The sequence below is a fragment of the Microbacterium sp. AK009 genome (assembly GCF_013410955.1).
GTDB lineage: Bacteria > Actinomycetota > Actinomycetes > Actinomycetales > Microbacteriaceae > Microbacterium.
Window position 1 is genome coordinate 246711 of the sequence record NZ_JACCCG010000005.1, and the last position, 26581, is coordinate 273291.

Annotated in this window: 23 protein-coding genes and 1 tRNA gene; 9 read left to right on the forward strand and 15 right to left on the reverse strand. The window is 69.4% G+C overall.

Annotated elements, in window-relative coordinates; genetic code table 11:
- Positions 1 to 160: 160 nt before the first annotated feature.
- The 4 genes from HDC37_RS12675 to HDC37_RS12690 all read left to right on the forward strand — a co-directional run bounded on the left by HDC37_RS12675 (position 161) and on the right by HDC37_RS12690 (position 5078).
- Positions 161 to 1636: a sugar ABC transporter ATP-binding protein gene (locus HDC37_RS12675; RefSeq protein WP_179560926.1), complete on the forward strand. Its 1476-nt coding sequence runs from the start codon at positions 161 to 163 to the stop codon at positions 1634 to 1636.
- A gap of 56 nt (positions 1637 to 1692) precedes the next feature.
- Positions 1693 to 2694: an ABC transporter permease gene (locus tag HDC37_RS12680; protein WP_308472219.1), complete on the forward strand. Its 1002-nt coding sequence runs from the start codon at positions 1693 to 1695 to the stop codon at positions 2692 to 2694.
- Between the two features lie 35 nt (positions 2695 to 2729).
- On the forward strand, positions 2730 to 3917 hold the full coding sequence (locus tag HDC37_RS12685; RefSeq protein WP_374939183.1) for an ROK family protein: 1188 nt from the start codon (positions 2730 to 2732) through the stop codon (positions 3915 to 3917).
- A 129-nt stretch (positions 3918 to 4046) separates the two neighbouring features.
- Complete coding sequence (locus HDC37_RS12690) at positions 4047 to 5078, forward strand: NADP-dependent oxidoreductase (protein ID WP_179560754.1); 1032 nt, start codon at positions 4047 to 4049, stop codon at positions 5076 to 5078.
- Here the strand turns inward: HDC37_RS12690 and HDC37_RS12695 are convergent.
- A complete protein-coding gene (locus tag HDC37_RS12695) occupies positions 5065 to 5985 on the reverse strand; it encodes a LysR family transcriptional regulator ArgP (RefSeq protein WP_179560755.1) in 921 nt (306 codons plus the stop codon). The genes HDC37_RS12690 and HDC37_RS12695 overlap by 14 nt on opposite strands.
- Before the next feature lie 72 nt (positions 5986 to 6057).
- Between HDC37_RS12695 and HDC37_RS12700 the strand changes: the two genes are divergently transcribed.
- Positions 6058 to 6714, forward strand: coding sequence for a LysE/ArgO family amino acid transporter (locus HDC37_RS12700; RefSeq protein WP_179560756.1), 657 nt, complete (start codon positions 6058 to 6060; stop codon positions 6712 to 6714).
- On the opposite strand, the gene HDC37_RS12705 is transcribed toward HDC37_RS12700, so the two are convergent.
- The 8 genes from HDC37_RS12705 to HDC37_RS12740 form a co-directional block, all read right to left on the reverse strand.
- On the reverse strand, positions 6694 to 7758 hold the full coding sequence (locus HDC37_RS12705; RefSeq protein ID WP_179560757.1) for a nitronate monooxygenase family protein: 1065 nt from the start codon (positions 7756 to 7758) through the stop codon (positions 6694 to 6696). The two genes, HDC37_RS12700 and HDC37_RS12705, sit on opposite strands and share 21 nt — an antisense overlap.
- Before the next feature lie 83 nt (positions 7759 to 7841).
- Positions 7842 to 8534 carry a 50S ribosomal protein L1 gene (gene rplA, locus HDC37_RS12710; protein WP_124293952.1) on the reverse strand — a complete coding sequence of 231 codons (693 nt, stop codon included), beginning with the start codon at positions 8532 to 8534 and terminating at the stop codon, positions 7842 to 7844.
- A 14-nt stretch (positions 8535 to 8548) separates the two neighbouring features.
- Entirely contained in the window at positions 8549 to 8980 is a 432-nt protein-coding gene (gene rplK, locus HDC37_RS12715) for a 50S ribosomal protein L11 (RefSeq protein ID WP_124293953.1), read from the reverse strand.
- A gap of 98 nt (positions 8981 to 9078) precedes the next feature.
- On the reverse strand, positions 9079 to 10101 hold the full coding sequence (gene nusG / locus HDC37_RS12720; protein ID WP_179560758.1) for a transcription termination/antitermination protein NusG: 1023 nt from the start codon (positions 10099 to 10101) through the stop codon (positions 9079 to 9081).
- Between the two features lie 90 nt (positions 10102 to 10191).
- A complete protein-coding gene (gene secE / locus HDC37_RS12725; RefSeq protein WP_179560759.1) occupies positions 10192 to 10458 on the reverse strand; it encodes a preprotein translocase subunit SecE in 267 nt (88 codons plus the stop codon).
- Between the two features lie 44 nt (positions 10459 to 10502).
- A tRNA-Trp gene (locus HDC37_RS12730) sits at positions 10503 to 10575 on the reverse strand.
- 143 nt (positions 10576 to 10718) lie between these two features.
- Positions 10719 to 11156 carry a pyridoxamine 5'-phosphate oxidase family protein gene (locus HDC37_RS12735; RefSeq protein ID WP_179560760.1) on the reverse strand — a complete coding sequence of 146 codons (438 nt, stop codon included), beginning with the start codon at positions 11154 to 11156 and terminating at the stop codon, positions 10719 to 10721.
- Between the two features lie 114 nt (positions 11157 to 11270).
- Complete coding sequence (locus tag HDC37_RS12740; protein WP_179560761.1) at positions 11271 to 11765, reverse strand: Lrp/AsnC family transcriptional regulator; 495 nt, start codon at positions 11763 to 11765, stop codon at positions 11271 to 11273.
- A 122-nt stretch (positions 11766 to 11887) separates the two neighbouring features.
- On the opposite strand from HDC37_RS12740, the gene ald reads away from it, so the two are divergent.
- On the forward strand, positions 11888 to 13006 hold the full coding sequence (ald, locus tag HDC37_RS12745) for an alanine dehydrogenase (protein WP_179560762.1): 1119 nt from the start codon (positions 11888 to 11890) through the stop codon (positions 13004 to 13006).
- Positions 13007 to 13062: 56 nt separating this feature from the next.
- Here the strand turns inward: ald and HDC37_RS12750 are convergent, their stop codons facing one another.
- From HDC37_RS12750 to gabT, 5 genes are read right to left on the reverse strand one after another with little or no spacing between them, the layout of a single operon-like run.
- On the reverse strand, positions 13063 to 14427 hold the full coding sequence (locus HDC37_RS12750; RefSeq protein WP_179560763.1) for an NAD-dependent succinate-semialdehyde dehydrogenase: 1365 nt from the start codon (positions 14425 to 14427) through the stop codon (positions 13063 to 13065).
- Between the two features lie 47 nt (positions 14428 to 14474).
- On the reverse strand, positions 14475 to 16049 hold the full coding sequence (locus HDC37_RS12755) for an APC family permease (protein ID WP_179560764.1): 1575 nt from the start codon (positions 16047 to 16049) through the stop codon (positions 14475 to 14477).
- Positions 16046 to 16942: a universal stress protein gene (locus HDC37_RS12760; RefSeq protein ID WP_179560765.1), complete on the reverse strand. Its 897-nt coding sequence runs from the start codon at positions 16940 to 16942 to the stop codon at positions 16046 to 16048. The genes HDC37_RS12755 and HDC37_RS12760 overlap by 4 nt, the downstream gene beginning before the upstream one ends.
- Complete coding sequence (locus HDC37_RS12765; RefSeq protein ID WP_179560766.1) at positions 16939 to 18312, reverse strand: NAD(P)/FAD-dependent oxidoreductase; 1374 nt, start codon at positions 18310 to 18312, stop codon at positions 16939 to 16941. Before HDC37_RS12765 ends, HDC37_RS12760 begins: the two co-directional genes overlap by 4 nt.
- Before the next feature lie 60 nt (positions 18313 to 18372).
- The gene (gene gabT / locus HDC37_RS12770) at positions 18373 to 19785 is read right to left on the reverse strand and encodes a 4-aminobutyrate--2-oxoglutarate transaminase (RefSeq protein WP_179560767.1); all 1413 of its coding nucleotides are present in this window, start codon (positions 19783 to 19785) and stop codon (positions 18373 to 18375) included.
- Between the two features lie 120 nt (positions 19786 to 19905).
- Between gabT and HDC37_RS12775 the strand changes: the two genes are divergently transcribed.
- Positions 19906 to 21459: a PucR family transcriptional regulator gene (locus HDC37_RS12775; RefSeq protein ID WP_179560768.1), complete on the forward strand. Its 1554-nt coding sequence runs from the start codon at positions 19906 to 19908 to the stop codon at positions 21457 to 21459.
- 110 nt (positions 21460 to 21569) lie between these two features.
- Here HDC37_RS12775 and HDC37_RS12780 read toward each other — a convergent pair whose 3' ends face one another.
- Complete coding sequence (locus tag HDC37_RS12780; RefSeq protein ID WP_179560769.1) at positions 21570 to 23057, reverse strand: helix-turn-helix transcriptional regulator; 1488 nt, start codon at positions 23055 to 23057, stop codon at positions 21570 to 21572.
- 138 nt (positions 23058 to 23195) lie between these two features.
- Here HDC37_RS12780 and aceB point away from each other — a divergent pair, with 138 nt between their 5' ends.
- Positions 23196 to 24842 (forward strand): malate synthase A, encoded by a 1647-nt coding sequence (gene aceB / locus HDC37_RS12785; protein ID WP_179560770.1) that lies wholly within the window; start codon positions 23196 to 23198, stop codon positions 24840 to 24842.
- Positions 24843 to 24876: 34 nt separating this feature from the next.
- Positions 24877 to 26472 carry an isocitrate lyase gene (locus HDC37_RS12790; protein WP_179560771.1) on the forward strand — a complete coding sequence of 532 codons (1596 nt, stop codon included), beginning with the start codon at positions 24877 to 24879 and terminating at the stop codon, positions 26470 to 26472.
- Positions 26473 to 26581: the final 109 nt, after the last annotated feature.

The following is a 26581-nucleotide window of genomic DNA, read 5'->3' on the forward strand; positions in this document are numbered from 1 at the left end:
GTCTTCGCTGACGGTGGGACTGTACGTCAGCGCGACGACGTTTGTCCATCTTTTGTTTGCGCATCCGGCAAAAGTGGGGATATCGCTTGCCTTCTCGGCATGTTACGTTCACCCCGTGATCAAAGATGACCATGGTTCGCCGTTACTCGACGTGCGCGGGGTGACGAAGAGCTTCGCCGGCGTCCGGGCGCTCCGCGGGGTCGACCTGCAGGTCGTCGCCGGAGAGGTGCACTGCATCCTCGGGCAGAACGGCGCGGGCAAGTCGACGCTGATCAAGACTCTGGCAGGTGTCCACCGCCCCGACGACGGCACGCTCGTCTGGCAGGGCGAGGCGGTGGAGATCTCCACACCGGAGGCGGCGATCGAACTCGGCATCGCCACCATGTATCAGGAGCTCGACGTCGTGGACGGGCTCACGATCGCCGAGAACATCTTCCTCGGGCACGAGATCGCCCGGGGTGGCTTCACGAAGCGATCGGCGGCGGCGGAGAAGACCCGGGAGCTGTTGGCCCGACTCGGCCATTCCCGACTGTCGCCGCACACCGAGGTCGGCGAGCTGAGTGCCGCGAACAAGCAGATCGTCTCGATGGCCCGCGCCCTCTCGCACGACATCAAGCTCATCATCATGGACGAGCCCTCGGCGGTGCTCGACACCGAGGAGGTGCGGAACCTCTTCGGTGTCGTCCGAGAGCTCACCGCCGCGGGGATCGCCGTGGTGTACATCACGCACCGCCTCGAGGAGATCCGGCAGATCGGCGATCGCCTGACCGTCCTGAAGGACGGCCGCACGATGGCCACCGGGCTCTCCGTCGCTGACACCCCGACCGCCGAACTCATTCGACTGATGACCGGACGCGACGTCGCGAATGTCTTCCCGCCCGCCGCGCCTGTGCCCGCTGATGCCCCGGTGATGCTCGAGGTGCGCGATCTCGCTCTTGCCGGGGTGTTCGATGGGGTGTCTTTCGACGTCCGCGCCGGTGAGATCGTCGGACTCGCCGGCCTCGTGGGATCGGGGCGCTCGGAGATCCTCGAGACGGTCTACGGCGCCCGACGGTCATCGGAGGGCACGGTCCGCGTCGGCGGGGCACCCCTCCGGCGGGGATCTGTGACCGCCGCGGTGTCGGCGGGTGTGGGACTGTCGCCCGAGGAGCGCAAAAGCCAGGGGCTCGTGATCGACGAGTCCATCGCGATGAACGTGACGCTGTCGAGCATGCGCCGATTCTCCCGTGGGGGGTTCCTCGACTTCCGGCGCGAGAAGTCCGTCGCTCAGGAGCAGATCGCCGCACTGGAACTCCGTCCCGCCGACCCCGATCGTCCGGCGGCGACCCTCTCGGGTGGCAACCAGCAGAAGATCCTCCTCGCCCGCTGGCTGGTGCACGGCACCCGCGTCCTGCTCCTGGACGAGCCCACCCGTGGCGTCGACGTCGGAGCGCGGTCGGAGATCTACGGACTCATCCGTCGGCTCGCCGCCGCCGGCAACGCGATCGTGATCGTCTCCAGCGAGATCGAAGAGGTCCTGGGGCTCGCCGACACCGTCCTGGTCGTCGCCGACGGGCGCGTCCTGACCACCCTCCCCGCCTCTGAGATCGATGAGCACGGCGTGCTCGATCTCGTCATGAAAGGACAAGCCGCGTGAGCGAGCAGCGAACCGTGACCGACCGGCCGGGCGCCGGCAGTCCGACCCCGACACCCGTGACGGGAGCGACCGAGACCCCGCCGCCTCCGTGGCGACGCCTTCTCTCCGGCTCGGTCGGGCGCAACCTCGGGCTCGTCCTCGCGCTCCTTCTCCTCGTGGTTGTCGGCGCTGTGACGGCGCCCGACACCTTCACCAGCCTCGACAACATGCTCACGATCCTTCGGCAGGCCTCCATCATCGGGGTGATCAGCATCGGGATGACGCTGGTGATCATCTCCGGCGGCATCGACCTCTCGGTCGGAGCGATCATGGGCCTGGCGTCGGTGGTCGCGACGATCGCTGCCGTGCAGGATCTCGCCGATCAACTCCACTGGTCCGTGATGATCGTCATCGCGCTCGCGGTCGGTGCGGGCGCAGGCCTGGTCAACGGCATCGTCATCGCCTACGGCAAGGTGGTCGCGTTCATGGCGACCCTGGCGATGCTGGTCGCCGCACGTGGGCTCGCCGAGATCCTCGCAGAGCGCCGCACGCTCGTCGTCGAGGAGCGCGGCTTCATCACCTTCATGAACACCGACATCCTCGGTGTCGACATGCTGATCTGGATCTTCGCAGTCGTCGCCGCACTCGGGTGGGTGCTGCTGAACCGCACCACCTTCGGACGGCGAACGGTCGCGATCGGCGGAAACCGCGAGGCGGCGCGCCTCGCGGGCATCGACGTCAAGCGCCACACGATGTGGCTCTATGTGATCTCGGGACTGACTGCCGGAATCGCCGCAGTGATGATCCTCGGGCGGACCACCGCCGGCACCTCGACGCACGGGCTGCTGTACGAGCTGGACGCGATCGCCGCGGTGGTCGTCGGCGGCACCCTGCTTGTCGGCGGCCGGGGGACGATCACCGGCACGGTGTTCGGCGTGCTGATCTTCGCCACGCTCACCAACGTCTTCGTTCAGAACAACCTCAACTCCTCCGTCCAGGCGGTCGTCAAGGGGGTCATCATCGTCGTGGCCGTCCTGCTGCAGCAGCGGTTCGCCCGCCCCTCCGGCCGCGCAACGTGACCGACGTGCGCGCCCGGATGCGCGACACTGGGAACGTGCCCAGAGAGACCCGCGACTCCCCTGTCTCGTCCGGAGTGGGCGAGGTGTTCCAACTCCTTCGAGACGGTGTGCCGCGCACCCGCGCGGACCTGGCCAAGACGACGGGACTGGCGAGATCGACCGTCGCCGCGCGCGTGGACGCGCTCGTGCGCTCGGGCCTGGTCACCCCGGTCGGCGACGCACTGTCCACCGGCGGGCGTCCGCCCTCGCAGTTCGCGCTGAACCCGCAGGCACGGGTCGTCCTGGCCGCCGACCTCGGCGCCTCCCACGCCCGCGTGGCGCTCACCGACCTCAGCGGGCTCAGCCTCGCGGAGCGCAGCGAAAGCATCGCCATTTCCCTCGGACCCGAGCAGGTCCTCTCCTGGGTGGTCGAGACGGCCGCGCAGCTCCTGGACGAGGCCGGCCGCGATCGCGGCGACCTCGCGGCGATCGGCATGGGCGTGCCCGGCCCCGTCGAACATGAGAGCGGACGGCCCGCGAACCCGCCGATCATGCCCGGGTGGGATCGTTTCGACATCCCCGCCTGGATCGGTCGCCACCTCGACGCGCCGGTCCTGGTGGACAACGATGTGAACATCATGGCGCTCGGCGAGCGCTCGGCCGCCTGGCCGACCGTCGATCACCTCATCTTCGTCAAGGTCGCCACCGGCATCGGCGCCGGCCTCATCTCGGGCGGGGCACTCCAGCGCGGAGCCCAGGGCGTGGCCGGTGACATCGGTCACGTGCGGGTGCCCGGTGGCGCCGACATCCCCTGCCACTGCGGCAACCGGGGATGCCTGGAGGCGCTGGCATCCGGCCCGGCGATGGCCCGCACCCTGCGGTCTCAGGGGATCGACGCTCACGACGGCAGCGACGTGGTGGCGCTGGTCAAGCAGGGCAACGTCGAGGCGGTGCAGACCGTCCGCCAGGCCGGTCGCGACATCGGCGAGGTGCTCACGACGTGCGTGAGCCTCATCAACCCCTCGGTCATCGCGATCGGCGGTTCGATGGCCCGCGTGGGTGAGCATCTCCTCGCCGGCGTGCGCGAGGTCGTCTACACCCGCTCCATGCCGCTGGCGACCGAGCACCTGACGATCGCCCAGTCGGTCACCGCGGAGCGGGCGGCCGTCCTCGGAGCGAGCATGCTGGCCGTCGAGCACGCCCTGTCCCCCGCGTCGCTGATCCGACAGTTCGAGGCGCGCTGAGACGATGGCGGGCGACGCCGTTCTTTAGCACCGGCGTAACACGGGTGAGACAAAGGCCCGATGTACTGAGTCTCACCGACCCATGTGCCTGCGTCCCCGACGAGGGGTGGCGCGAGAAAGGAGCGACCGATGCGATTCCGGCCGCTGCGATCCCCCTCCTCCCCGCTGGCACCGGCGGCGCCGCCCGATGCGCCGCCCGAGACCATGGCAGCGATCACGCTCGCCGCCGCGGGCGGCCCCGAGGTGCTTCGGCATGACCGGGTGCCGACACCGAGCTCCGTGCTCAGCGAACTGCTCGTGCGCGTCGTGGCCGCCGGGGTCAACCCGATCGATGCGAAGACCCGCGCCGGGAAGGGTGTGTCGGCCGCGCTCGGCGACACCCCGGTGGTTCCGGGATTCGACTTCAGCGGCGTGGTCGTCGCCTCGCCCTTCGAGGCGCACCCTCTGGCGCCGGGCACCGAGGTGTTCGGCATGGTGCCATTCCCCCGCACCGGAGGCAGCTACGCCGAATACGTCGTCGTTCCCTCCCAATCGGTCACGCGCAAGCCGTCGTCGCTGTCGCACGTCGAGGCGGCCGGAGTGCCGCTGGCCGCGCTCACGGCCTGGGGACTGGTGGTGGAGACCGCGCACGCCCATGAGGGGCAGCGCATCCTGATCCACGCCGGCAGCGGCGGGGTGGGGCATTTCGCGGTGCAGTTCGCGGCGTACTTCGGCGCGCACGTGACGGCCACCGCATCCGCACGCAACGCCGCCTGGCTGCGGGAGCTCGGCGCGGCCGTGGTCGTGGACTACACCTCCACGCGCTTCGAGGAGGTCGTCGGCCAGATGGACGTGGTCATCGACCTCGTCGGAAACGCCGTGGACCGCACCGCCAGCCGCTCACTCCAGGTGCTCCGCCCGGGTGGACTCTACGTCCTGGTACCCACGGGCTCCTGGCCCGACTACGCGCAGGCCGCCGAGGAGGCGGGGGTGCGTGCGACGTCGTACAAGGTGATCCCCGACGGCGGCACCCTCGCGACGATCGCTCGCCTTCTGGACTCGGGCGCGGTCCAGGTCTACGTCGACCGGGTGTTCGACCTGCCCGATGCCGCTGCGGCTCACACCGAGCTGGAGCGGGGACACACCCGCGGGAAGATCGTGCTGCGCGTCAGCGACGACTGACCGGGGCTGCGGCTGCGGGCGCGACGAGCACGCGCCTCCCCTCGGCGACGACCTCTTCGGCGACGGCGTCGAGGAGCGGCGATCGCAGGTTCCACTGCTGCCATGTGAGCGGAACATCCACGGACGGCCCGCCGAGCGCGATCAGCGCTCCCGAAGCCAGCGCCGCCGCAGACTGGGAGGTGGGAAGCAACGCCCACCCGAGACCCCGCAGCGTCGCGGCGGCGAAGTCGTGCGAGGCGGGGACGTAGTGGCGCGGCGGCGCGGTCGCCTCCACCCCGCGCTCCCGCAGCCAGCGCCGCTGCAGGTCATCGCGCCGGTCGAAGTCGATGACGGGGGCGACCGTCAGCGCCTCGACGGTCACGCCGCCGGCGAACCACCGATCGTGGAACGCGGGGGTCGCGACAGCCTGGTATCTCATGAGGCCGAGAGCTGTCGCGCGGCATCCGGCCACGGGCTCTTCGCGTGAGGTGACGGCGCCCATCACCGTGCCCGATTCGAGCAGTCCCGCAGTGAAGTCCTGATCGTCACGGTGCAGATCGAAGACGATCGGATGCCGCTCGGCCAGCGTCGCGAGCGGCGTCAGGAACCACGTGGCCAGCGAATCGGCATTCACCGCGAGCGGCACCGACACGCGCGCCCCGGCTGCGTCGTCGCCGGCGAGTCCCGCGAGGGCGTCGTGCTCGAGGAGGGCGAGCTGCCGGACCAGACGGACGACGGCGACGCCGGCCGCGGTCGGGCGCACGGGTCGCGACCGGACGAGGAGCACCTGTCCGAGCAGCGACTCGAGAGTCTTCACGCGCTGACTTACGGCACTCGGTGTGATCCGCAGTCGCCGGGCGGCGGCATCCATCGTGCCCTCGTCCGCCACCGCGGCGAGGGTCTCGGCAAGGTCGAAGGGGATGCGCATGTGAAGCGATGCTAATGCCCGTGAAGGAATCTGAACTGGTGCTTGTCCCAACTGGGCCGTAACGTGCCACGCGTGACTCTTCCCCTGTTCGCCGGGCTCGGCCTGGGCTTCTCGCTCATCATCGCCATCGGCGCACAGAATCTCTTCGTTCTCCGGCAGGGGCTGCGGCGTGAGCACGTCATCATCGTCGCGGCACTGTGCGCGCTGTCGGACGCCGTCCTCATCGCGGTCGGCGTGTCGGGGATCGGCCTGGTGCTCCAGGCTGTGCCGTGGCTGGTCTCGGCCATCCGATGGACGGGAGCGGCTTTTCTCATCGGCTACGGGGTGCTCGCCGCCCGCCGCGCCTGGCGCCCGAGCGGAAGGGCACTCACGGTGCGGGAGGAGAAGGATGCCACGGGGCGGAGCGCTGGCGCCGGAGGCGTGGCGACCGCCTCGCGCACACGGCTCCTTCCCGTCATCCTCACCACCCTCGCCCTGACCTGGCTCAACCCCCACGTCTACCTCGACACGGTCTTCCTGCTGGGCTCGGTCGCCAACACCCACGGCGACGCGCGATGGGTCTTCGCCACCGGGGCCATGGCGGCCAGTGTCATCTGGTTCTTCGGCCTCGCGTTCGGGGCGCGCTATCTCGGTCGATGGCTCTCGAGTGCCCGATCGTGGCGGATCCTCGACGCCGTCATCGCGGTCGTCATGATCGCGCTCGGGGTGTCACTCGTCCTGCCTCACTGAGGCCGGCAGCCCGGTCAGGAGCTCGGCGAAGACGTCGACGGCGTCCGCATGCCGGGTGAGACCGGCGGCCTGACCCGCCCACAGCGAGGCGAATCGCGCGTCTCCCCGCCGGGCCGCCTCGGCTCGGAAGCGCCCTGTCAGCCAGTTCTGCGCGGGGAAGGGCGCGATCGCCGCTCCGGCCTCGAGGACGCGGGAGGCGTGATTGGGGATCCCCCTGGCCCATCGTCCGCTCATCGCCCGGGTGAGGGTCGTCGTGGTATCGCGTGCGCGGCCGATCTCCTCGCGATGGGCCTCGGAGGCAGCCGACTGCCGGGTGCGCAGGAACGCGGTGCCGACCTGCACCCCCGATGCCCCGAGGGCGAAGGCGGCTGCGACACCCCTGCGGTCGGCGATCCCTCCCGCCGCGATGACGGGGATCGCCACAGCGTCGACGATCTGCGGCACGAGCGCGAACGTCCCGACCAGAGACAGCGCGGCCGCCTGGAGGAACGACACCCGGTGACCGCCGGCCTCGGCGCCGCTCGCGACCACCGCGTCCACACCCGCGGCTTCCAGCGCCTGGGCTTCTGCGACGGTCGTCGCGGTTCCGATCAGACGGATCCCGCGGCTGTGCGCCGCCTCGACGAGGTGTGCCGAGGGGACGCCGAAGACGACGCTGAGAACGGCCGGCGCGGCATCGAGCACGGCTGTCAGCTGGCCGTCGATGTCGGGCAGGAACTCGACCGGGGGCGTAGGGAGGTCGAGACCCAGCTCGGCGAAGAGCGGCGCTGCCGCCGCGGTCGCCGCCGTGAGATCAACGTCTGCGGGGTGGATCTCATCCCCCGTGGGCAGCCACAGGTTGACCGCGAAAGGGCGGGACGTCGCGGACCGGAGGGCGGCGATGGTGTCGCTGATGCGATCGGGTTCGTAGCCGTACAGACCGTAGGAGCCCAGGCCGCCGGCGTTGCTGACGGTGGCCGTGAGCTCCACGGACGACAGTCCTCCGAAGGGACCGAGCAGGATGGGGGCGTCGATGCCCAGGAGCTCGGAAAGGGCGGCGCGCATACGTCGACGCTAGTGGGTGCCGGCAGGGGCGGAAACGGCGAAGGGCCCCGCCTTTCGGCGGAGCCCTTCGTGTGCGTCGGCGATCAGGCCAGCGAGTTGACGTCCAGCGGGATGCCGGGGCCGAACGTGGTCGACACGGCACCCTTCTGGATGTAGCGGCCCTTCGAGCTCGAGGGCTTCAGACGGATGATCTCCTCGAGGGCGACCTTGAGGTTCTCGTCCAGCTGCTCGGCGCTGAAAGACGCTTTGCCGACGACGAAGTGCACGTTGGCGTGCTTGTCGACGCGGAACTCGATCTTTCCGCCCTTGATGTCCTCGACCGCCTTGGCGGGGTTCGGGGTCACCGTGCCGGTCTTGGGGTTGGGCATGAGGCCACGGGGGCCCAGCACCTTGCCCAGGCGACCGACCTGGCCCATGAGCTCAGGGGTGGCGACGGCGGCGTCGAAGGCGGTGTAGCCGCCCGCGACCTTCTCGATGAGCTCGGCGCCGCCGACCTCGTCGGCACCGGCCGCGATGGCGGCCTCGGCCGCGGGCCCGGTGGCGAAGACGATGACCCGAGCGGTCTTGCCGGTGCCGTGGGGCAGGATGACGGTGCCGCGCACCATCTGGTCGGCCTTACGGGGGTCGACCGAGAGCTTCAGCGCGACCTCGACGGTCGAGTCGAACTTCGCCGAACCCGTCTCCTTGGCCAGCGCCACGGCTTCGGTGGGCGAGTAGAACGTGTCGGCCGCGATCTTCGCGGCGGCGGCCTGATAGGCCTTGGACTTCTGTGCCATGGTTATTCTTCCCCTCAGTCCTCGACCGTGATGCCCATGGAACGGGCGGTGCCGGCGATGATCAGCGAGGCGGCCTCGATGTCGTTCGCGTTCAGGTCGGGCATCTTCGTCTCGGCGATCTGACGCACCTGGTCCTTGGTGAGCTTGCCCACCTTGGCCGTGTGCGGCGTCTGCGAACCCTTCTGCACGCCCGCAGCCTTCTTGATCAGCTCGGCGGCCGGCGGCGTCTTCAGGACGAAGGTGAAGCTGCGGTCCTCGTAGACGGTGATCTCGACGGGGATGACGTTGCCGCGCTGCGACTCGGTCGCGGCGTTGTACGCCTTGCAGAACTCCATGATGTTCACACCGTGCTGACCGAGCGCGGGGCCGATCGGCGGTGCCGGGTTGGCGGCGCCGGCGTTGATCTGGAGCTTGATCAGGCCGGTCACCTTCTTCTTCGGTGCCATTTCCTCTTCCTTTCCTCGAGGGCTGCCGGGCGGCATCCCTCTCCCGCACACCCGGCGTCTCCGGGCAGCGGTTCCCCCGGCCTGCGGCCGGGAAGTCTTTACAGTTTGGTGACCTGGTCGAACGACAGCTCGACGGGGGTTTCGCGCTCGAACAGCGAGACGAGGACCGTGAGCTTGCCGCTCTCGGGCTTGATCTCGCTGATGGTGCCGGGAAGGCCCGCGAACGAACCCTCCTTGATCGTGATGGTCTCGCCGACCTCGAAGTCGACCTCGGCGGGGATGCTGCGCGCCGCAGCGGGGGCACCCTTGGCCGCACCCTTGGCGGGGGCGACCTCCTTGACCTCGACCAGGCTCTTGAGCATGGTGAAGGCCTCTTCGAAGCGGAGGGGCGTGGGGTTGTGCGCGTTGCCGACGAACCCGGTGACACCCGGGGTGTGACGCACGACCGACCAGGTGTCTTCATTGAGGTCCATGCGCACCAGCACGTAGCCGGGGATCCGCACGCGGGTGACCATCTTGCGCTGGCCGTTCTTGATCTCCACGACGTCTTCCATCGGGACCTCGACCTGGTAGATCTCGTCCTCGACCTCGAGCGTGGACTTGCGCTGCTCGATGTTCGCCTTCACCTTGCGCTCGAACCCGGCGTAGGAGTGGATGACGTACCACTTGCCCGGAAGCGACCGCAGCTCGGCGCGGAAGGCTTCGAACGGATCGAGTTCCTCGTCGTCGGCGGCGTCCTCGCGGTCGTCCTCGCCGTTGACATCCGGCCCGTCGTAGGGGGTGACCTCGTCGGCGGCCTCGGCCTCGAGCTCCGCGATCTCCTCGGCGACGGAGTCGGTGAGGACCTCCGCTGCAGCCTCGGCCTCTGCGGTCTCGTCGATGTTCAGGGCGTCGTTCACGATGGCGTCTGCCTCCGGATCCTGGATCTCGATGTCGTCGAGCTCTTCGGTGTCGTCCTCGACGTCGTCTTCGTCGTCGACGATGTGGATGGCGCTGTGCTCGGCGGGGGTGTTCGCACGCTCCTCGAACTCGAGGATGTTGCCCTCCTGGGCCTCGTCCTCCTCGGAGGACTGCTCCGCCGCGGGCGCCCAGTCGGCGTCGTCGACATATCTTTCAGACACTTGTGTTCTCTTCCTCTGTCGTGCTCGGGGGATCCGGCTCGACGCGTCGCGCGCCGCCACCGGACGAAACCCGGTGGGCGCGTTGTCGGATCAGGCGCCCGGGATCCCGAAGACGTACTGCGCGATCCAGACGAACAGCACGTCCAGTCCGTACACGATCGCCATCATCACCAGGACGAAACCGAGCACCACGGCGGTGAACTTCATCAGCTCCTGCCGCGTCGGCGTGACGACCTTGCGGAGCTCGGCGAAGACCTGTCGGATGAACAGGACGATGCGCGCGAAGAAGTTGGGCTTCTTCTCTCGGGGTGAATCGCTGCGCGCGACCACCTCGTTCTTCGGCTCGTCCTGGAGCATGCCACCCACCTGATTGTTTCCTCGTGCCAGCAGACGCTGACGCGCAGGGCGGACAGGAATCGAACCTGCAACCTGCGGTTTTGGAGACCGCTGCTCTGCCAATTGAGCTACCGCCCTAAGGGTCTGGCGACCCCGGGATGCCTGCAGACTTCTGCCCCTGCCTGAAAGGAAGGAGGTCCCGACCGGCGGGCACGGCGAAAGAATGCAGACTTCAACTGCATCCCCCAGTCTACGCCATGCCCGCGGACGCCGCGAATCACTCAGTACGAGGCGACGCCGTATCGGTCCGGCTCCGGGCCGCGCGGGAAGGCGCGCCCCGAGACCGCATGCGGCACGATCCGGACGTACACGTACTTCAGCGTGGGGATCCAGGGCGTAAGCCCCAGACCGTCTGCGCGTTCGACCTCGGCGGAGGTGTCCAGGCGCTGGGCGCGTCCGCGCACGACCACGCTCCAGGCGTCGCTTGCGGTGTAGTCGTCTACTTCGAAGAGGACCTCGTCATTGACGGTGAGCTCGAACAGCTTGCTGCCCTCTGCGGTGCGGAAGAGGATCGTGCGGTCGTCGACGATGTAGTTCACCGGGAAGATGTCCATCACATCTCTCACTCGGGTGACCAGGCGTCCCAGCCGATGGGTGCGAAGGCGCTCCCAGCACTGGTCGTCGTCGAGGGGGGTCACCGCGTCGTCGCCGTCGTGCATGCCACCATTGTGTCGCGTGGCACCCGCCGGCGACAGACCGAGGAGGTCCCGGATGTCCGCCGGCGAGCCTCTGAGTGACTCGCGACGCAGGCTCCAGTCCGCCCGCGGCGAAGCTCAGCGGAAGGAGTCCACGACCGCATTGCGGTGATAGTCGAAGATGATGTTCGTCCGCGTCGAGGCCACGCGGTCGTGACCTGAGATCTGCTCGACGACGAACCGGCGCAGCGCCGAGGAGTCGGTGACGGCCACGTGGACGATGAAGTCATCCGCGCCACCGAGGAAGAACACCTGCACGACCTCCGCGAGCGACCGGGTATGTTCGGCGAAATCGGTGATGCTCGCCTGGCGGGCACCCGGGCGGAGCGTGACCCCGACCAGAGCCTGCAGCGCCACCCCGAGCCTGGCCTGCGCGACGCTTGCGGTGAAGGACGAGATCACGCCGCGGTCGATGAGCCCGCGAAGGCGCGTGTGAGCGGTGGACGGCGCGACACCGACCCGCTCCGCCAGCGCCGCGTTGGTGATCCTGCCGTCCGCCGTGACCGCGTCGATGATCCGGCGATCGAGCTCGTCCAGCGGAACACGTTGTGGATCGTTCGGCTCAGGTGCCATCCGAGTCCTCCATCTTCGACGCGAGCGCGCCAACCAGTATTGATTGCCGAATTTTCAACGGCGGCTCTGCCTTTTCGGCGACTTTTCTCCAACACTATTCGTGAACTGCGAAAGGAGCTGTGATGCAAGTCGGTATCCCAGCAGAAATCAAGAACAACGAAGATCGCGTGGCAGCGACGCCCGCGATCGTGGACCAGCTGCGGCGCCGCGGCCACGACGTCGTCATCCAGGCGGGCGCCGGTGAGGGTTCGCGCATCTCCGACGCGGACTTCTCCGCCGCGGGGGCGCGGATCGTCGCGACCGCGGACGACGTCTGGGAGCAGGGCGAACTGATCCTCAAGGTCAAGGAGCCGATCGCCGCCGAGTACGACCGGATGCGACGTGGGCAGGTGCTTCTCACCTTCCTCCACCTCGCCGCCTCCCGCGCATGCACCGACGCGCTGCTGTCGAGCGGGGTCACCTCGATCGCGTACGAGACGGTGCAACTGGCTGACCGGTCGCTCCCTCTGCTCACCCCTATGAGCGAGGTCGCAGGAAGGCTGTCGATCCAGGTCGGTGCGACGCACCTGATGCGTCCCGCCGGGGGCCGCGGCACGCTCCTCGGGGGCATCGCCGGCACCCGCAAGGGCAAGGTGGTGGTGATCGGCGGCGGTGTCGCGGGCGAGAACGCGGCGCGCAATGCCGTGGGATTCGGGGCGGATGTCACGATCATCGACATCTCACTGCCGCGTCTGCGCGCGCTGGAGGAGAGCTTCGGCGGCCTCATCCAGACCCGCCACTCCTCGCCCCTCGAGATCGCCGACCAGCTCGTCGACGCCGACCTCGTCATCGGCTCGGTGCTGATCCCGGGGGCCGCCGCACCCAAGCTCGTCACCGACGAGATGGTGGCTGCGATGAAGCCCGGTTCGGTACTCGTGGACATCGCCATCGACCAGGGCGGTTGCTTCGAAGGCTCGCGGCCTACCACCCACGACGAGCCGACGTTCGCGGTGCACGAGAGCCTGTACTACTGCGTCGCGAACATGCCCGGCGCGGTTCCGGAGACATCCACGCGCGCGCTCACCAACGCCACCGCCCCGTATGTCCTCCGCCTGGCAGACCGCGGATGGCAGGACGCGCTGCGCGCCGATCCGGCGCTGAAGGCCGGTCTCAGCACGCACGACGGGATGCTCACCAACGCCGACGTGGGTGCGGCGTTGCAGATCGACGCGGCCAGCGCCGACGTGGTTCTCGCCGCCTGACGGCAGCATCGATATCGGGGGCGGTGCGGCGCGACGCCGCGCCGCCCCCGATGCGCTCAGCCGGCGACCCGGATCAGCTTCTTGTTGACGAACTCGTCGGCGCCGATGAGACCCAGCTCGCGCCCGGTGCCCGAGCGCTTCACCCCGCCGAAGGGGAGCTCGGGCGAATCGGCGAGCACCACGTTGACGTAGACCATGCCGGCATCGATCTGGTCTGCCACGCGCTGAGCCTGGTCGGGATCGGTGGTGAAGACGTACGATCCCAGCCCGAACCCGGTGTCGTTGGCGATGCGGATCGCCTCCGCCTCGTCCTTCGCCCGGTAGACGACGCCCGCCGGACCGAAGAGCTCCTCGCCGTAGACATCCATCTCGGGAGTGACGTCGGTGAGCACGGTGCCCGGGAAGAACGCGCCGTCACGTGACCCACCGGTCACGAGCCGCGCTCCCTGCGAGACGGCGTCGTCGATCTGCTTCTGCAGTCGCTCGGCCGCCGTCTCGGAGGAGAGCGGACCGAGGACGGTGTCCTCGGCCAGCGGATCGCCCACCTTGGCCCCACCCATCGCTGCCGCGAATTTCTCGAGGAACGGCTCGTACAGCTCGTCGATGACGATGAAGCGCTTTGCGGCGTTGCAGGACTGGCCGTTGTTGTCCAGGCGTGCGTCGACCGCCGCCTGCACGCTGGCGTCGAGATCATCCGTGGACAGGAGGATGAAGGGGTCGGACCCGCCGAGCTCGAGTGCCACCTTCTTCAGGTGGCGCCCGGCGACCTCGGCGACCGCCGCACCCGCCCGTTCCGACCCCGTGACCGAGACGCCCTGCACGCGGGGATCGGCGATGACGGCCGCGGCCTGATCGTTCGTGGCATAGATGTTCGTGTATGCGCCGACGGGGAGTCCCGCGTCGCGGTACATCGCTTCCAGCGCGGCGGCGGACTCGGGACACTGCGGCGCATGCTTGAGCAGGATGGTGTTGCCGAGGATCAGGTTCGGCGCCGCGAAGCGGGCGACCTGGTAGTAGGGGAAGTTCCACGGCATGATGCCCAGCAGCACACCGAGCGGCGTCCGGCGGATGACGGCGGTACCCTCGCCTTCGATCTCCAGCGGCTGGTCGGCGGTCACCCGCTCGGCCACGTTGGCGTAGTACTCGGTGATGTCGGCGGCGAAGTCCACCTCGCCGAGCGCCGCGACAAGGGGCTTACCCATCTCGCGCACGATGATGGCCGCCAGTTCGTCGCGACGCTCCCGGTGCAGATCGGCGACCCGGCGGAGCAGCGCCGCGCGCTCCGAGACCGGCAGGTGGCGCCACGAGCGATAGGCGATGTCGGCCCGATCGATCGCCGCCGCGAGCTCGTCGTCGCTGATCGTCGGATAGGTGGCGAGGGTCTCCCCCGTCGCGGGGTTGATGACGGCATAGTCACTCATCGGTTTCGTGCCTTTCTTGTCGTTCAGGTCGTGTCGGCGTCGAGGTCTCAGCGACGCCGGAGGCTTTGCGGCGCGTCGAGGCTGAGCGTCTCACCCCGGAAGAACGCCGGGCGCCTGATCGCCTGCCAGATCATGATGACGATACCGAGGCCGATGATGACGACGCCGAGCACGAACACGCTCCCGACCCCGAACCACTCGGTGCCGCTGCCGTAGTCGGGGTCCAGGCTCTCCACCAGCGTGATGACGAAGAGCGCAGCCAGGATCGCACCGCCCACCAGGGGGAACAGCAGCGTGAACACGAAGCTGCGCACGGAGTCGAACCACTGCCGGCGGAAGTACCACACGCACGCGAACGCGGTGATGCCGTAGTAGAAGCAGATCATCATGCCGAGTGTCGTGATGGTGTCCCACAGCACGTTCTCGTTGATGAAGCGCATCACCGCGTAGAACACCGAAGCCACGACCGCCGAGACGATGGTGGCGTACCCGGGAGTGAAGAACCGCGGCGAGACGCGCGCAAAAGCCGGCGGGAGGGCGCCGTAGTGCCCCATCGCCAGGAGCGTGCGGGCGGGGCCGACGAACGTGGATTGCAGCGACGACGCCGAGCTCGTGAGCACCGCGAGCGAGACGAGGAACGCCAGCGGCCCCAGGATGGGCCCGGAGAGGTAGAAGAACACGTTCGCCTGGATGTCGGGGTTCCCGAGGCCCAACCCCTCCTCGCCCGTGCCCGCGAAGGCGAGGAGGGCGATCGAGATGAGGAGGTACAGCGTGACGATCGTGACCACCGTGACCGTCGCCGCGCGCCCGGGCGTCTTCTCGGGGTTGCGGGTCTCCTCGTTCATCGTCAGGGTGACATCCCACCCCCAGAAGATGAAGATCGACAGCGACAGCCCCGCCACGATGGCGATCGCCGGCGTGACGGCCAGCGGGTTGAACCAGGAGGCCTCGACGGGGCTCGCGTCGAAGGCGGTGCCGTTCGCCACGTGCACGAAGGCGGTGATCGAGAAGACGAGCAGGACCAGCACCTGGAAGCTCACCAGCACGTACTGCAGCTTCTGCGTGGTCTGCATGTCGCGGTACGAGATGAAGGTCGCGCCCAGCATGAACAGCAGGCACACCGTGACGTTGATGAACGGATTGAAGGCGAGCTCGGCGATCGTTCCGGGGCTCCCCACGATCTGATCGATGAGCAGGAACAGGAACTCCACCGCGATGCCGGCGAGGTTCGACAGCACCAGGATCGTCGCGGCGACCAGGCCCCAGCCCGCCATCCAGCCCACCCACGGCCCGAACGCCCGCACGGCCCACGTGAACGATGTCCCCGAGTCGGGCATGGTGCGGTTCAGCTCGCGGTAGCCGAAGGCGACCAGCAGCATCGGGATGAACCCGAGCAGGATGATCGCCGGCACCTGGAAGCCGACCTCCGACACCGTCGGGCCGAGCGCCGCGGTGAGCGTATAGGCCGGCGCGATGCACGAGATGCCGATGACGACGGCGCCGATGAGGCCGACGGTGCCCGCGCTCAGGCCCTTCTTGGACAGCCCGCCGGTCAGCGGCTCCCCGCTGGTGGGGGCGATCGTCGGGCCGCCGCTTCGCGGCCCGGTCTGTGCAGCGCTCATCGCCGCTCTCCGTTCATGCTTTCGTGGACGCGCGTTCGGGGCACGACGACCATCGGGACAGGAAGCTCGTGCAGCATCTTCGCCGCAGTCGAGCCGAGGAACAGACGCCGGGGTTGCGCAAGGCGGCTCGATCCGACGATCGCGAGCTCACCCGGCTCCCAGCTGAGGTGCGAGACGGCGTCCTCGATGCTCTCGCCCCGCGCGACGATCACATCGGCCGTGATGCCTTCGGGAAGGGATGCGAGCGCCGTGCGGAGCACGTCGTCGGCGTGAGCGGCGCCCGCCAGGCGGATGACACCCGTGTCGACACTCGCCGGCAGGTCGACCGAGACGAGCGACAGCAGCCGCAGCTCCGCCCCGGTCGACGCGGCGAGCGCGATGCTCTCCTCCATGAGCGCATCGGCGCCCGGACGAGTACCGATCGCTGCCGTGATGCGGGTGAGGCCGAGGCCGGGGTCCTGACGACGCGATCCCTCGGGAGCGAGCACGACCGGCACGTCGGAGGAGTGCAGCAGCTCGGTGGCGACCGTGCCGAGGCGATGCCGACCGCGCAGTCCGCCGTTGGCCGCGCCGACGACGATGTGCGACGCTCCGAACTCGTCGGCGGCGGCGATCAGGCCCTCCGCGAACGAGTCGCTGTAGCGGACGTGACCGACGTGCTCAACCTCCGCGGGGATGCCGGCGGACGCTTCCTCCAGCCACGTCGTGGCCTGCTCCCGCAGGTAGCGGTCATAGCTGGCGTTGGGCGGCGTGATGACGCTGCGGTCGTCGCCGGGGAGCACGACGACGAGATCGAGCTTCGCGCCGGTCGCCTTCGCCAGACGCGCGCCCAGGGCGACGGCGTCCGCTCCGGCATCCGTGGCGGTGTAGCCGACAACGATGCGGCCGCTCATGCGCGCGCCGCCTCGACGATGTTCCCCGCGACGAGCCGGCCCATGCGGATGGCGCCGTCGACGTGCTGGTAGCCGAGCCCCGCCATGTCGCTGCAGGCGAAGTGGATCGGTCCGACCGGTTCGCGCTGATCCGCTCCGTAGCGGGACAGGCCGCCGAGATCGAAGCTCGCGGCGTAGGCACCGCGCGTCCACTCCTCGGTCCCCCAGTCGCTCTCGTAGTAGACCACCGGATTCTTCGCCTCGGGCCCGTAGTAATGCGACAGCGACTCAAGGATGCGCTCCTTGCGCTCCTCGGCCGACAGCCGGAAGACGTCGTCGGCGTGGCGGTCCGAGACGAACCCGACGAGGGTGCCGCGCTCGTCGCCGTGATTGGTGTTGTCGTAGGCCTCGTGCGAGAGCTCGTAGGGGCTGAACGCCGTCCCCGAGAGCCCGTGGTCGCGCCAGAACGGCCGCTCGTAGACGGCGTGGACTTTGATCACGAAACCCATCGAGATGTGCTGGTGCATCTGATGCTGGAGCCGGGGCAGCGGAGGCGAGAACGAGATGCGCGGGTACAGCACCGGGGCCAGGGCCAGGATGACGAAGCGGGCCCGCACCGTCATGCGGTCGGCCTCCACCGTCACTCCCCCGTCGCTCCACTCGATGCGGCGCACCGGCTGGTCGAGGAAGACGTCGCCCCCGAGCCGCTCGGCGAGGAGGAGCGGCACCTGCTGCAGACCGCCGACGACGCGCTTGTCGAGGATGAAGTCGGCGTCGACCAGGTGCGAGAAGCTCCCCGCCGAGGCCGCCATCAGCAGCGCCTGCAGGGTCGAGAAGGCATGCGGGGGCTTGGTGAGCATCGCCCCCGCGATGAAGAGCGCGATGTTGTCGCGGGCCTCGACGTCGTCGGTCTGCTCCGCCAGCCACGCCTCGAACGAGATCTGATCGAGCGCCTCCGCGTCAGGATGCTCCCACGGCCGGTCGGGGTCGAGCTCGGCGACCATCCGGTCGAGTCGGTCGATGAGCTCGACCAAAACCTTCTCGGTCGCCTCGGGCACAGGGAAGATCTCGCCGGTGAATCGCGTGAGCACGCCGTCGGCGTTGATGTACACCGAGTCGCCCTCGCGGTAGCGGGAGTAGGTCTCCAGCCCCAGGTCCTCGAGCGTCTCGATCAGGGCTTCCTGGTCGGGCGAGACCCACTGGCCGCCCACTTCGAGCATCGCGCCGTCGATGACATCGGTGTGCAGGCGCCCGCCGACCCGGTCACGCGCCTCGAGGACGGCGACCGACAGGCCGGCCTTGCGCAGCTCGTTCGCGGCGGTGAGGCCCGCCGCCCCCGCGCCGACGACGACGACGTCGCGGGTCAGCACGTCGGTGGTGCGATCTGTCATGGTGCTCCTTTGCATCGGGTTCGAGCAGACCATCCGGCGCCGCGGCACCGGGTTTCGGGGTCAGTCTGTCGTGGGGGTGGGGGCGTCGTCGCCGACGAGCACCGGCTCGCTGTCGGTGCGGGATTCGTCGAGCACGCCGGCGAGCACATCGAGGCCCTCGTTCAGCAGCGCGTCACCGATCGCCAGCGGAGGAAGGAACCGGATGACGTTGCCGAACGTCCCGCAGGTGAGCACGATCACGCCGTCGGCGATGCAGGCTTTCGCGACCGCGGCGGTGAGGGCCGCGTCGGGCGCTCCGGTGGCGGGATCGACGAATTCGACGGCGACCATGGCGCCGCGCCCGCGCACCTCCCCCAGCCGGGGGTCGGCGGCCTGGATGGCCCGGAGGCGCTCGGTGAGGATCCCGCCGATCTCGCGGGCCCGCTCGATGAGGCCCTCGGTCTCGAAGGCCTCGATCGCGGCGAGCGCCGCCGCGCAGGCGATGGGGTTGCCGCCGTAGGTGCCGCCCAGCCCGCCGAGGTGTGAGGCGTCCATGATCTCCGCACGCCCGGTGACCGCGGCGAGCGGCAGGCCGCCGGCCATCCCCTTGGCCGTCGTGATGAGATCGGGCACGATGCCGAAGACGTCGCTGGCGAACATCGCGCCGGTGCGGGCGAATCCGGTCTGCACCTCATCGGCGATGAAGACCACGCCGTTCGCACGGCACCACTCCACGAGGGCCGGAAGGAAGCCGTCGGCGGGGACGATGAACCCGCCCTCCCCCTGGATGGGCTCGATGATCACGGCGGCGAGGTTGTCGGCCCCCACCTGCTTCTCGATGACCGAGATGGCCCGCGCCGCGGCATCCGCTCCGCTCAGTCCGTCCCGGAACGGGTACGACAGCGGCGCCCGGTAGATCTCCGAGGCGAACGGCCCGAAGCCGCTCTTGTACGGCATCGCCTTGGCGGTGAGCGCCATGGTGAGATTCGTGCGCCCGTGGTAGCCGTGGTCGAAGGCGACGACGGCCGGCTTTCCGGTGTACTTACGGGCGATCTTGACGGCGTTCTCGACCGCCTCGGCTCCGGAGTTGAACAGCGCGCTCTTCTTGGCGTGGTCGCCGGGGGTGACGCGGTTCAGCGCCTCGGCGACGGCGACGTACGACTCGTACGGCGAGATCATGAAGCAGGTGTGGGTGAACTGCGCGACCTGGGCCTGCACGGCCTCGACGATGCGGGGGTGGGCGTTGCCGACCGTGGTGACGGCGATGCCCGATCCGAGGTCGATGAAGGAGTTGCCATCGGCGTCGACGACCACCCCGCCGCCGGCGGCGACGGCTTCGACCGGCACGGTGTGCCCGACACCGGCGCTGACGGCTGCGGCCTTCCGGGCGAGGAGCTCCTGCGAACGGGGGCCCGGGATGGCGGTGACGAGTCGGCGCTCCTGCGGAAGAGTCGGTCCGCCGAGCGGGGGCGCGGTGAGGGTGGCAGCGGTCATGCCGGGAGCGTAGGGTTCGGGATGCCGCCGGCGCACCGGCCTCGGCGTACATTCTGCGCCTGGAGCTGTACCATCCGTACAGTGGAGCGGCGCGGACCGTTCCCCTCTCGAGGAGACACGATGACGACATCGGCCCAGGCCGCTGCGCCCCCCACCCTCGCTTCCCTCCTCGCCCGCGCCGACCTCCACCTGCGCGCCGAAGACACCGCCGAGGGCGACGCTCTGTCGCGCCCTGTGCGGTGGGTCCACAGCACCGATCTGCTGGATCCGACGCCGTTCCTCTCCGAGGGCCTGGTGCTGCTGACCACCGGCACGCAGTTCCTGTCGTCCGCCGACGAGGCCTCCGTCGCCGACGCCTACGTGCGGCGCCTGTCGGAGCGCGGCGTGGTGGGAATCGGCTTCGGCACGGAGGTCGTGCGCGCCGGCATCCCCCCCACGCTCGTCGAGGCGTGCCGGCGTCACCGCATGCCGCTGTTCGAGGTGCCCTACCGCACGCCCTTCATCGCCGTCGCCCGCGCCAACGCCGAGGCCATCGCCGCCGTCGGCTACGCCCGCCGGTCATGGGCGCTCGCGGCGCAGCGCGCCATCTCGATGGCGGCTCTGCGCCCTGACGGGCTCGGAGCGACGGTGGCGGAGCTCGCCAAGCAGCTCGGCACCTGGGTCGGGCTCTACGACGCCGCCGGCGAACTCTCCCGCGAGCACCCCGCGGGGGGCCTGGACGAGCCGACCGCCGAGGCGCTGCACGGCGAGATCGGCGCGGTGCTGCGCCGCGGCGCGCGCGCCGGGTCGTCGATGCGGCTGGGGGGTCTGCCCTTCACCCTGCAGACCCTCGGACGGGGCGGGCACCTGCGCGGTGTCATCGCCATCGCCGCCGGCGACCTCGACCAGGAGGGCCGGGGGGTGGTGACCGCGGTGATCGCGATGGCCGGCCTCGCCCTCGAACAGCAGCAGGGGCTCGCCCGCGCTCGCGGCACCCTCCGGGCCGGGCTCGTGCAGTCGCTCCTGTCGGGCGATCCCGCTCTCGCGCGGCGGATCTCCCGCGACCTGTGGGGGTCGCTCCCGGCCGCGCCGGTGGTGGTGGCGATGACGGATGCCGCGACCGCGCGCATCGACAGTGTCGCCGAATTCCTCGAGCTCCGCGCCGAGGAGCGGCGTGGTGCGGTGTTCTTCGGGCGGAGCGGCGACGGACTCGCGGTGGTCGTCTCGGCTCTGGCGCCCGACGTGCTCGACGAGCTCGTCGACAGGTTCGACGCGCGGATCGGCGTCTCCGACGCCGCCGGCTACGACGGCTTCGCGACTGCCGTCGAGCAGGCCCGCATCGCGCGGGACCGCGCGGCCGAGCGCGGCGGCGGACCCGTCACCCACTTCGCCGAGGTGGCCCGTTCGGGCGTGATCGCCGCCCTCACCGCGCTCTCGGGCGAAGCGCGGGCGGTCGCCGATCGCGAACTGGCGCCGCTCGCGACCCACGACGCCGAGCACGCCACCGCGCTCATCGCGACGCTGCGGACCTGGCTCGAGCAGGACTGCTCGCACGAGGCGTGCGCGCGCGCCCTCGGGGTGCACCGCCACACGGTGCGCACCCGGCTGGCCCTGGCCGAGCGGGTGCTCGGCCGCGACCTGTCGTCCTTCGCGGTGCGCGCGGAGCTCTGGGCCGCCTTCGCGGCATCCTCCTGACCTCTCTCCTCCCTGCCCCTCACCCGCGTCCGCCCCTCGCCGCGATCCGTCAGAAACGGCTGTTCCCGCCGCATCCGGGCAGCAATGATCGACGGGTCGCGGGTCACGGTTCAGGAACCGGATGCGGGGGCGTGGGCCTCGAGGAACTCGTAGACGTCGGTGGTGTCCACCCCCGGGAAGGCGCCCGTGGGGAGGGTGGCCAGCAGCGTCCGCGGGGTGCGGACGTTCGGCCACGCGTACTCGCGCCACGACGCCTCGAGATCCGCCGGCGCCCGGCGGCAGCACACCTCCACCGAGTGCTTCGACACCCCGCGGTGCGGAGTGTCGCGGCCGAGGAACCATTTGGTGTCGTCGAAGCGCACCCCCACCGACACCGAATGCGCGCCCTCGCTGGAAAGCTCGACGCGAGCGGTGCACCAGTACGTCCCGTTGCCGGTGTCGGTGTACTGGTAGTAGGGGTTGAAGTGGTCGTCCTCGTCGAAGACGACGCGTGAGGTCCACTTCCGGCAGCACATCTGCCCCTCGATCGAGCCCAGCCGATCGGTCGGGAAGTTCACGTCGTCGTTCTCGTAAGCCTTCGTGATCGTGCCCGACTCGTGCACCTTCAGGAAGTGCACCGGGATGCCGAGGTGCACGGTCGCGAGATTCGTGAACCGGTGCGCGGCGGTCTCGTACGACACCGAGTATGCGTCGCGGAGGTCCTCGATCGACACCGCCCGACGCCCCTTGGCCTCGAGGAGGAACGGCACGGCGTGGTCCTCGGGGATCAGGAGGGCGCCGGTGAGGTAGTTCGTCTCGACCCGCTGGCGGAGGAACTCCGCGTAGCTCGTGGGTTCGGTGTGGCCGAGGATCCGACTGGAGAGGGCTTGCAGCACCGCCGTCCGCGGATCACCCTTCGACGCCAGCCTGCTCGACAGGTAGAGGCGGCCGTTCTTGATGTCGGCGACGCTGCGGGTGGTCTGCGGCAGATCCGGCACGTAGTGCAGCGTGAACCCGAGGTGCGCAGCGATGTCGGATGCCGTCCGCTGGGTGAGCGGGCCCCCGGGGTGTCCGACCGCGGTGAGGATCGCCAGCGCCTGCTTCTCCAGATCCGGAAAGTGGTTGTTCTGCGTGCGCATGAGACGGCGGAGCGCGACGTTGGCACGTCGGGCCTCCTCGGGGGTGGCGGCCCGCTCATCGCGCAGCCTCTCGATCTCGCCCTGCAGCGCGAGCATCGCGCGGAGGGCGTCGTCGGGGACGGTCTTGCCGATGCGGAAAGGCGTGATGCCCAGCGCCTGGAACGTCTGCCCTTTCATCGCGCGCTCGAGGGCGATCTCCATCGTCGCGCGCTCGTCGAGGGGTTCGGACTCGAGGAGCGCGTCCAGGCTCGTCCCGAGGGCGCGGGCGATCTGGCGCAGCAGCGTCAGCTTCGGCTCGCGCCGGCCGTTCTCGATCATCGAGAGCTGGCTGGGCACGCGCTCGACGGCGGCGGCGAGGTCGTCCAGCGTCATGCCGCGTTCGGTCCGCAACTGACGGATGCGGCGGCCGATGGTGAGGGAGTCCACCTCTTCATCGTCGGGGGCGTCCGCCCCGACATCCCGGCTCCGTGCGATCGACATGACGGGATTCTGTCACGAATGTCGAAGATCGAGGAAAGTTCACACCCGGATTCGTCGGGTTCCAGGTGGATCTTCACCCCACAGTGGAGTCACACCGCGGCACCACCACCGCGGATCCGCTCACAGGAGGACACGGACATGACACCTGCAACCGCCACACTGACCGCCCCCACCACGGCGCCGGCGCCGGCCGTCCAGGTCCTCGGCCGGATGGGCCCCCGCTACGACGAGATCCTCACGCCCGAGGCCCTGGCCTTCGTCGGCGAGCTCCACCAGCGCTTCGGCGGACGCCGGCACGACCGCCTCGCGGATCGGATGCGGCGGCGCTTCGAGATCGGCAACGGCCACGACCCGCGGTTCCGCGACGACACCGCGCACATCCGCGAAGACGCCGAGTGGCGGGTCGCCGGGGCGGGCCCGGGCCTGGAGGACCGCCGGGTGGAGATCACCGGACCCACCGATCCGAAGATGACGATCAACGCGCTGAACTCCGGCGCGCGGGTGTGGCTGGCCGACCAGGAGGACGCCACCAGCCCCACGTGGAAGAACGTCATCGAGGGACAGCTGTCGCTGCGCGACGCGATCCGCGGGGAGCTGACCTTCACGAACGACGCGGGCAAGACCTACGAGGTCACCGCAGAGCGGACGCCCACGATTGTGATGCGCCCGCGGGGCTGGCACCTGAGCGAAGCCCACCTGCGGTTCACCGACCGCGCCGGTCGCGAGATGGCGGCATCCGGCTCGCTCGTGGACTTCGGGCTGTACTTCTTCCACAACGCCGAGCAGCTCATCGCGAACGGCCGTGGGCCCTACTTCTACATCGCGAAGCTGGAGTCCAGCGAAGAGGCCAGGCTCTGGGACGACGTGTTCACGTTCAGCGAGCGCTACATCGGCATCCCGCATGGCACGATCCGCGCGACCGTGCTGATCGAGACGCTGCCGGCGGCGTTCGAGATGGAGGAGATCCTCTTCGAGCTGCGCGACCACTGCGCGGGACTGAACGCCGGACGTTGGGACTACATCTTCTCGATCATCAAGAACTACCGTGGGCGCGGGGCCCGGTTCGTGCTCCCCGACCGCAGCGAGGTCACGATGACCGTGCCGTTCATGCGGGCCTACACCGAGCTGCTGGTGAAGACGTGCCACAAGCGCGGCGCCTTCGCGATCGGCGGCATGAGCGCGTTCATCCCGAACCGCCGCGACCCCGAGGTGACCGCTCGCGCGTTCGAGAAGGTCGCCGCCGACAAGAGGCGCGAGGCCGGCGACGGCTTCGACGGGACGTGGGTCGCCCACCCCGACCTGATCCCGACGGCGATGGCGGAGTTCGACGCGGTGCTCGGCGACCGTCCGAACCAGGTCCACCGGCAGCGCGAGGACGTGGAGGTGACGGCATCCGATCTCCTCGACGTGCACATCGGTCGGCCGGTGACCGCCGCGGGCGTGCACGCGAACGTCTCGGTCGCGATCCGCTACATCGAGGCGTGGCTCCGGGGCCTCGGCGCGGTGGCCATCGACAACCTGATGGAGGATGCCGCGACCGCGGAGATCTCGCGGTCTCAGGTGTGGCAGTGGATCCACCAGGACCGGGCGACCGAGGACGGCACCCTGATCACCCGCGAGTACATCGAGGGCCTGATCGCACGCGTGCTCGCCGAGGCCGACCGCCGCGAGGGCGACCGTTTCGAAGACGCCGCCGAGGTGTTCCGCGAAGTGGCGCTGCGCGAGGAGTTCCCGACGTTCCTCACCCTGACCGCGTACGCGAAGTTCCTGGTCGAAACCGACTGACCCCTTTTCCACACCATCCGACGAAGGACATGATATGACCCACTACCAGGACGACATCACCGCCGTGCAGGCTCTGAAGCAGCAGAACGGCGCGAGCTGGGACGCGATCGACCCCGAGGCCGTCGCGCGGATGCGGGCGCAGAACCGCTTCCGCACGGGTCTCGAGATCGCCCGGTACACCGCCGACATCATGCGCCGCGACATGGCGGAGTATGACGCCGACTCGTCCGTCTACACGCAGTCGCTCGGCGTCTGGCACGGCTTCATCGGGCAGCAGAAGCTCATCTCGATCAAGAAGCACCTGAAGTCCACGAACAAGCGCTACCTCTACCTGTCGGGCTGGATGGTCGCAGCCCTCCGCTCGGAGTTCGGACCCTTGCCTGATCAGTCGATGCACGAGAAGACCGCGGTCCCCGCACTGATCGAGGAGCTTTACACGTTCCTCCGCCAGGCGGATGCCCGGGAGCTCGACCTGCTCTTCACGAAGCTCGACGCGGCCCGCGCGGCGGGAGACGAGACCGCGGCGGAGTTCATCCAGTCGCAGATCGACACGTACGAGACCCACGTCGTGCCGATCATCGCCGACATCGACGCCGGCTTCGGCAACCCCGAGGCGACGTACCTGCTCGCCAAGAAGATGATCGAGGCGGGCGCGTGCGCCATCCAGATCGAGAACCAGGTCTCCGATGAGAAGCAGTGCGGCCACCAGGACGGCAAGGTCACGGTCCCGCACGACGACTTCATCGCGAAGCTCAACGCGGTCCGCTACGCGTTCCTCGAGCTCGGCATCGACAACGGCGTGATCGTCGCCCGCACCGACTCGCTCGGAGCGGGACTCACCCAGAAGCTCGCCGTCAGCCAGGCCCCGGGCGACCTGGGCGACCAGTACAACGCGTTCCTCGATGTCGAGGAGATCTCGGCATCCGATCTGGGCACGGGCGATGTCGTCCTCACGCGCGACGGCCGGCTGGTGCGCCCCAAGCGGCTGCCGAGCAACCTGTACCAGTTCCGTCCGGGGACGGGCGAGGAGCGCTGCGTCCTGGACTGCGTCACCGCGCTCCGCAACGGCGCCGACCTGCTCTGGATCGAGACCGAGAAGCCGCACGTGGAGCAGATCGCCGGAATGATGGACGAGATCCGCAAGGAGATCCCGAACGCGAAGCTCGTCTACAACAACAGCCCCTCGTTCAACTGGACGCTGAACTTCCGACAGCAGGCCTACGACCTGCTGTCGCAGCAGGGTGCCGATGTCTCCGCGTACGACCGGGCCGAGCTGATGAGCCCCGACTACGACGACACCGAGCTCGGTCGCCTCGCGGACGAGAAGATCCGATCCTTCCAGAAGGACGGCTCGGCACGCGCGGGGATCTTCCATCACCTGATCACCCTGCCGACCTACCACACCGCGGCCCTGTCGACGGATGACCTCGCCAAGGGGTACTTCGGCGACGAAGGGATGCTCGCCTACGTCCGGGGCGTGCAGCGCCGCGAGATCCGCGAGGGGATCGCGACGGTGAAGCATCAGAACATGGCGGGAAGCGACATCGGCGACAACCACAAGGAGTACTTCGCCGGGGATGCCGCCCTGAAGGCCGGCGGCGCCCACAACACGATGAACCAATTCGGTTGACGCGGACGCGGTGCGGGCCGGAGGAGCGATCCCCAGCCCGCACCGCTGTCGAACTCCGATCCGTAGGAGGCGGCACGGGGCTCTCGGCGGACACGCCCGGGCGACTACG

Coding starts and splice junctions, on each gene's coding strand:
- HDC37_RS12690 (WP_179560754.1), top strand. CDS start 4,047: ATGCGATTCCGGCCGCTGCGATCCCCCTCCTCCCCGCTGGCACCGGCG.
- HDC37_RS12695 (WP_179560755.1), bottom strand. CDS start 5,985: ATGCGCATCCCCTTCGACCTTGCCGAGACCCTCGCCGCGGTGGCGGAC.
- HDC37_RS12705 (WP_179560757.1), bottom strand. CDS start 7,758: ATGCGCGCCGCCCTTTCCGAGCTCCTGGGCATCGACGCCCCCATCCTG.
- rplA (WP_124293952.1), bottom strand. CDS start 8,534: ATGGCACAGAAGTCCAAGGCCTATCAGGCCGCCGCCGCGAAGATCGCG.
- rplK (WP_124293953.1), bottom strand. CDS start 8,980: ATGGCACCGAAGAAGAAGGTGACCGGCCTGATCAAGCTCCAGATCAAC.
- secE (WP_179560759.1), bottom strand. CDS start 10,458: ATGCTCCAGGACGAGCCGAAGAACGAGGTGGTCGCGCGCAGCGATTCA.
- HDC37_RS12735 (WP_179560760.1), bottom strand. CDS start 11,156: ATGCACGACGGCGACGACGCGGTGACCCCCCTCGACGACGACCAGTGC.
- HDC37_RS12740 (WP_179560761.1), bottom strand. CDS start 11,765: ATGGCACCTGAGCCGAACGATCCACAACGTGTTCCGCTGGACGAGCTC.
- ald (WP_179560762.1), top strand. CDS start 11,888: ATGCAAGTCGGTATCCCAGCAGAAATCAAGAACAACGAAGATCGCGTG.
- HDC37_RS12750 (WP_179560763.1), bottom strand. CDS start 14,427: ATGAGTGACTATGCCGTCATCAACCCCGCGACGGGGGAGACCCTCGCC.
- HDC37_RS12755 (WP_179560764.1), bottom strand. CDS start 16,049: ATGAGCGCTGCACAGACCGGGCCGCGAAGCGGCGGCCCGACGATCGCC.
- HDC37_RS12760 (WP_179560765.1), bottom strand. CDS start 16,942: ATGAGCGGCCGCATCGTTGTCGGCTACACCGCCACGGATGCCGGAGCG.
- HDC37_RS12765 (WP_179560766.1), bottom strand. CDS start 18,312: ATGACAGATCGCACCACCGACGTGCTGACCCGCGACGTCGTCGTCGTC.
- gabT (WP_179560767.1), bottom strand. CDS start 19,785: ATGACCGCTGCCACCCTCACCGCGCCCCCGCTCGGCGGACCGACTCTT.
- HDC37_RS12775 (WP_179560768.1), top strand. CDS start 19,906: ATGACGACATCGGCCCAGGCCGCTGCGCCCCCCACCCTCGCTTCCCTC.
- HDC37_RS12780 (WP_179560769.1), bottom strand. CDS start 23,057: ATGTCGATCGCACGGAGCCGGGATGTCGGGGCGGACGCCCCCGACGAT.
- aceB (WP_179560770.1), top strand. CDS start 23,196: ATGACACCTGCAACCGCCACACTGACCGCCCCCACCACGGCGCCGGCG.
- HDC37_RS12790 (WP_179560771.1), top strand. CDS start 24,877: ATGACCCACTACCAGGACGACATCACCGCCGTGCAGGCTCTGAAGCAG.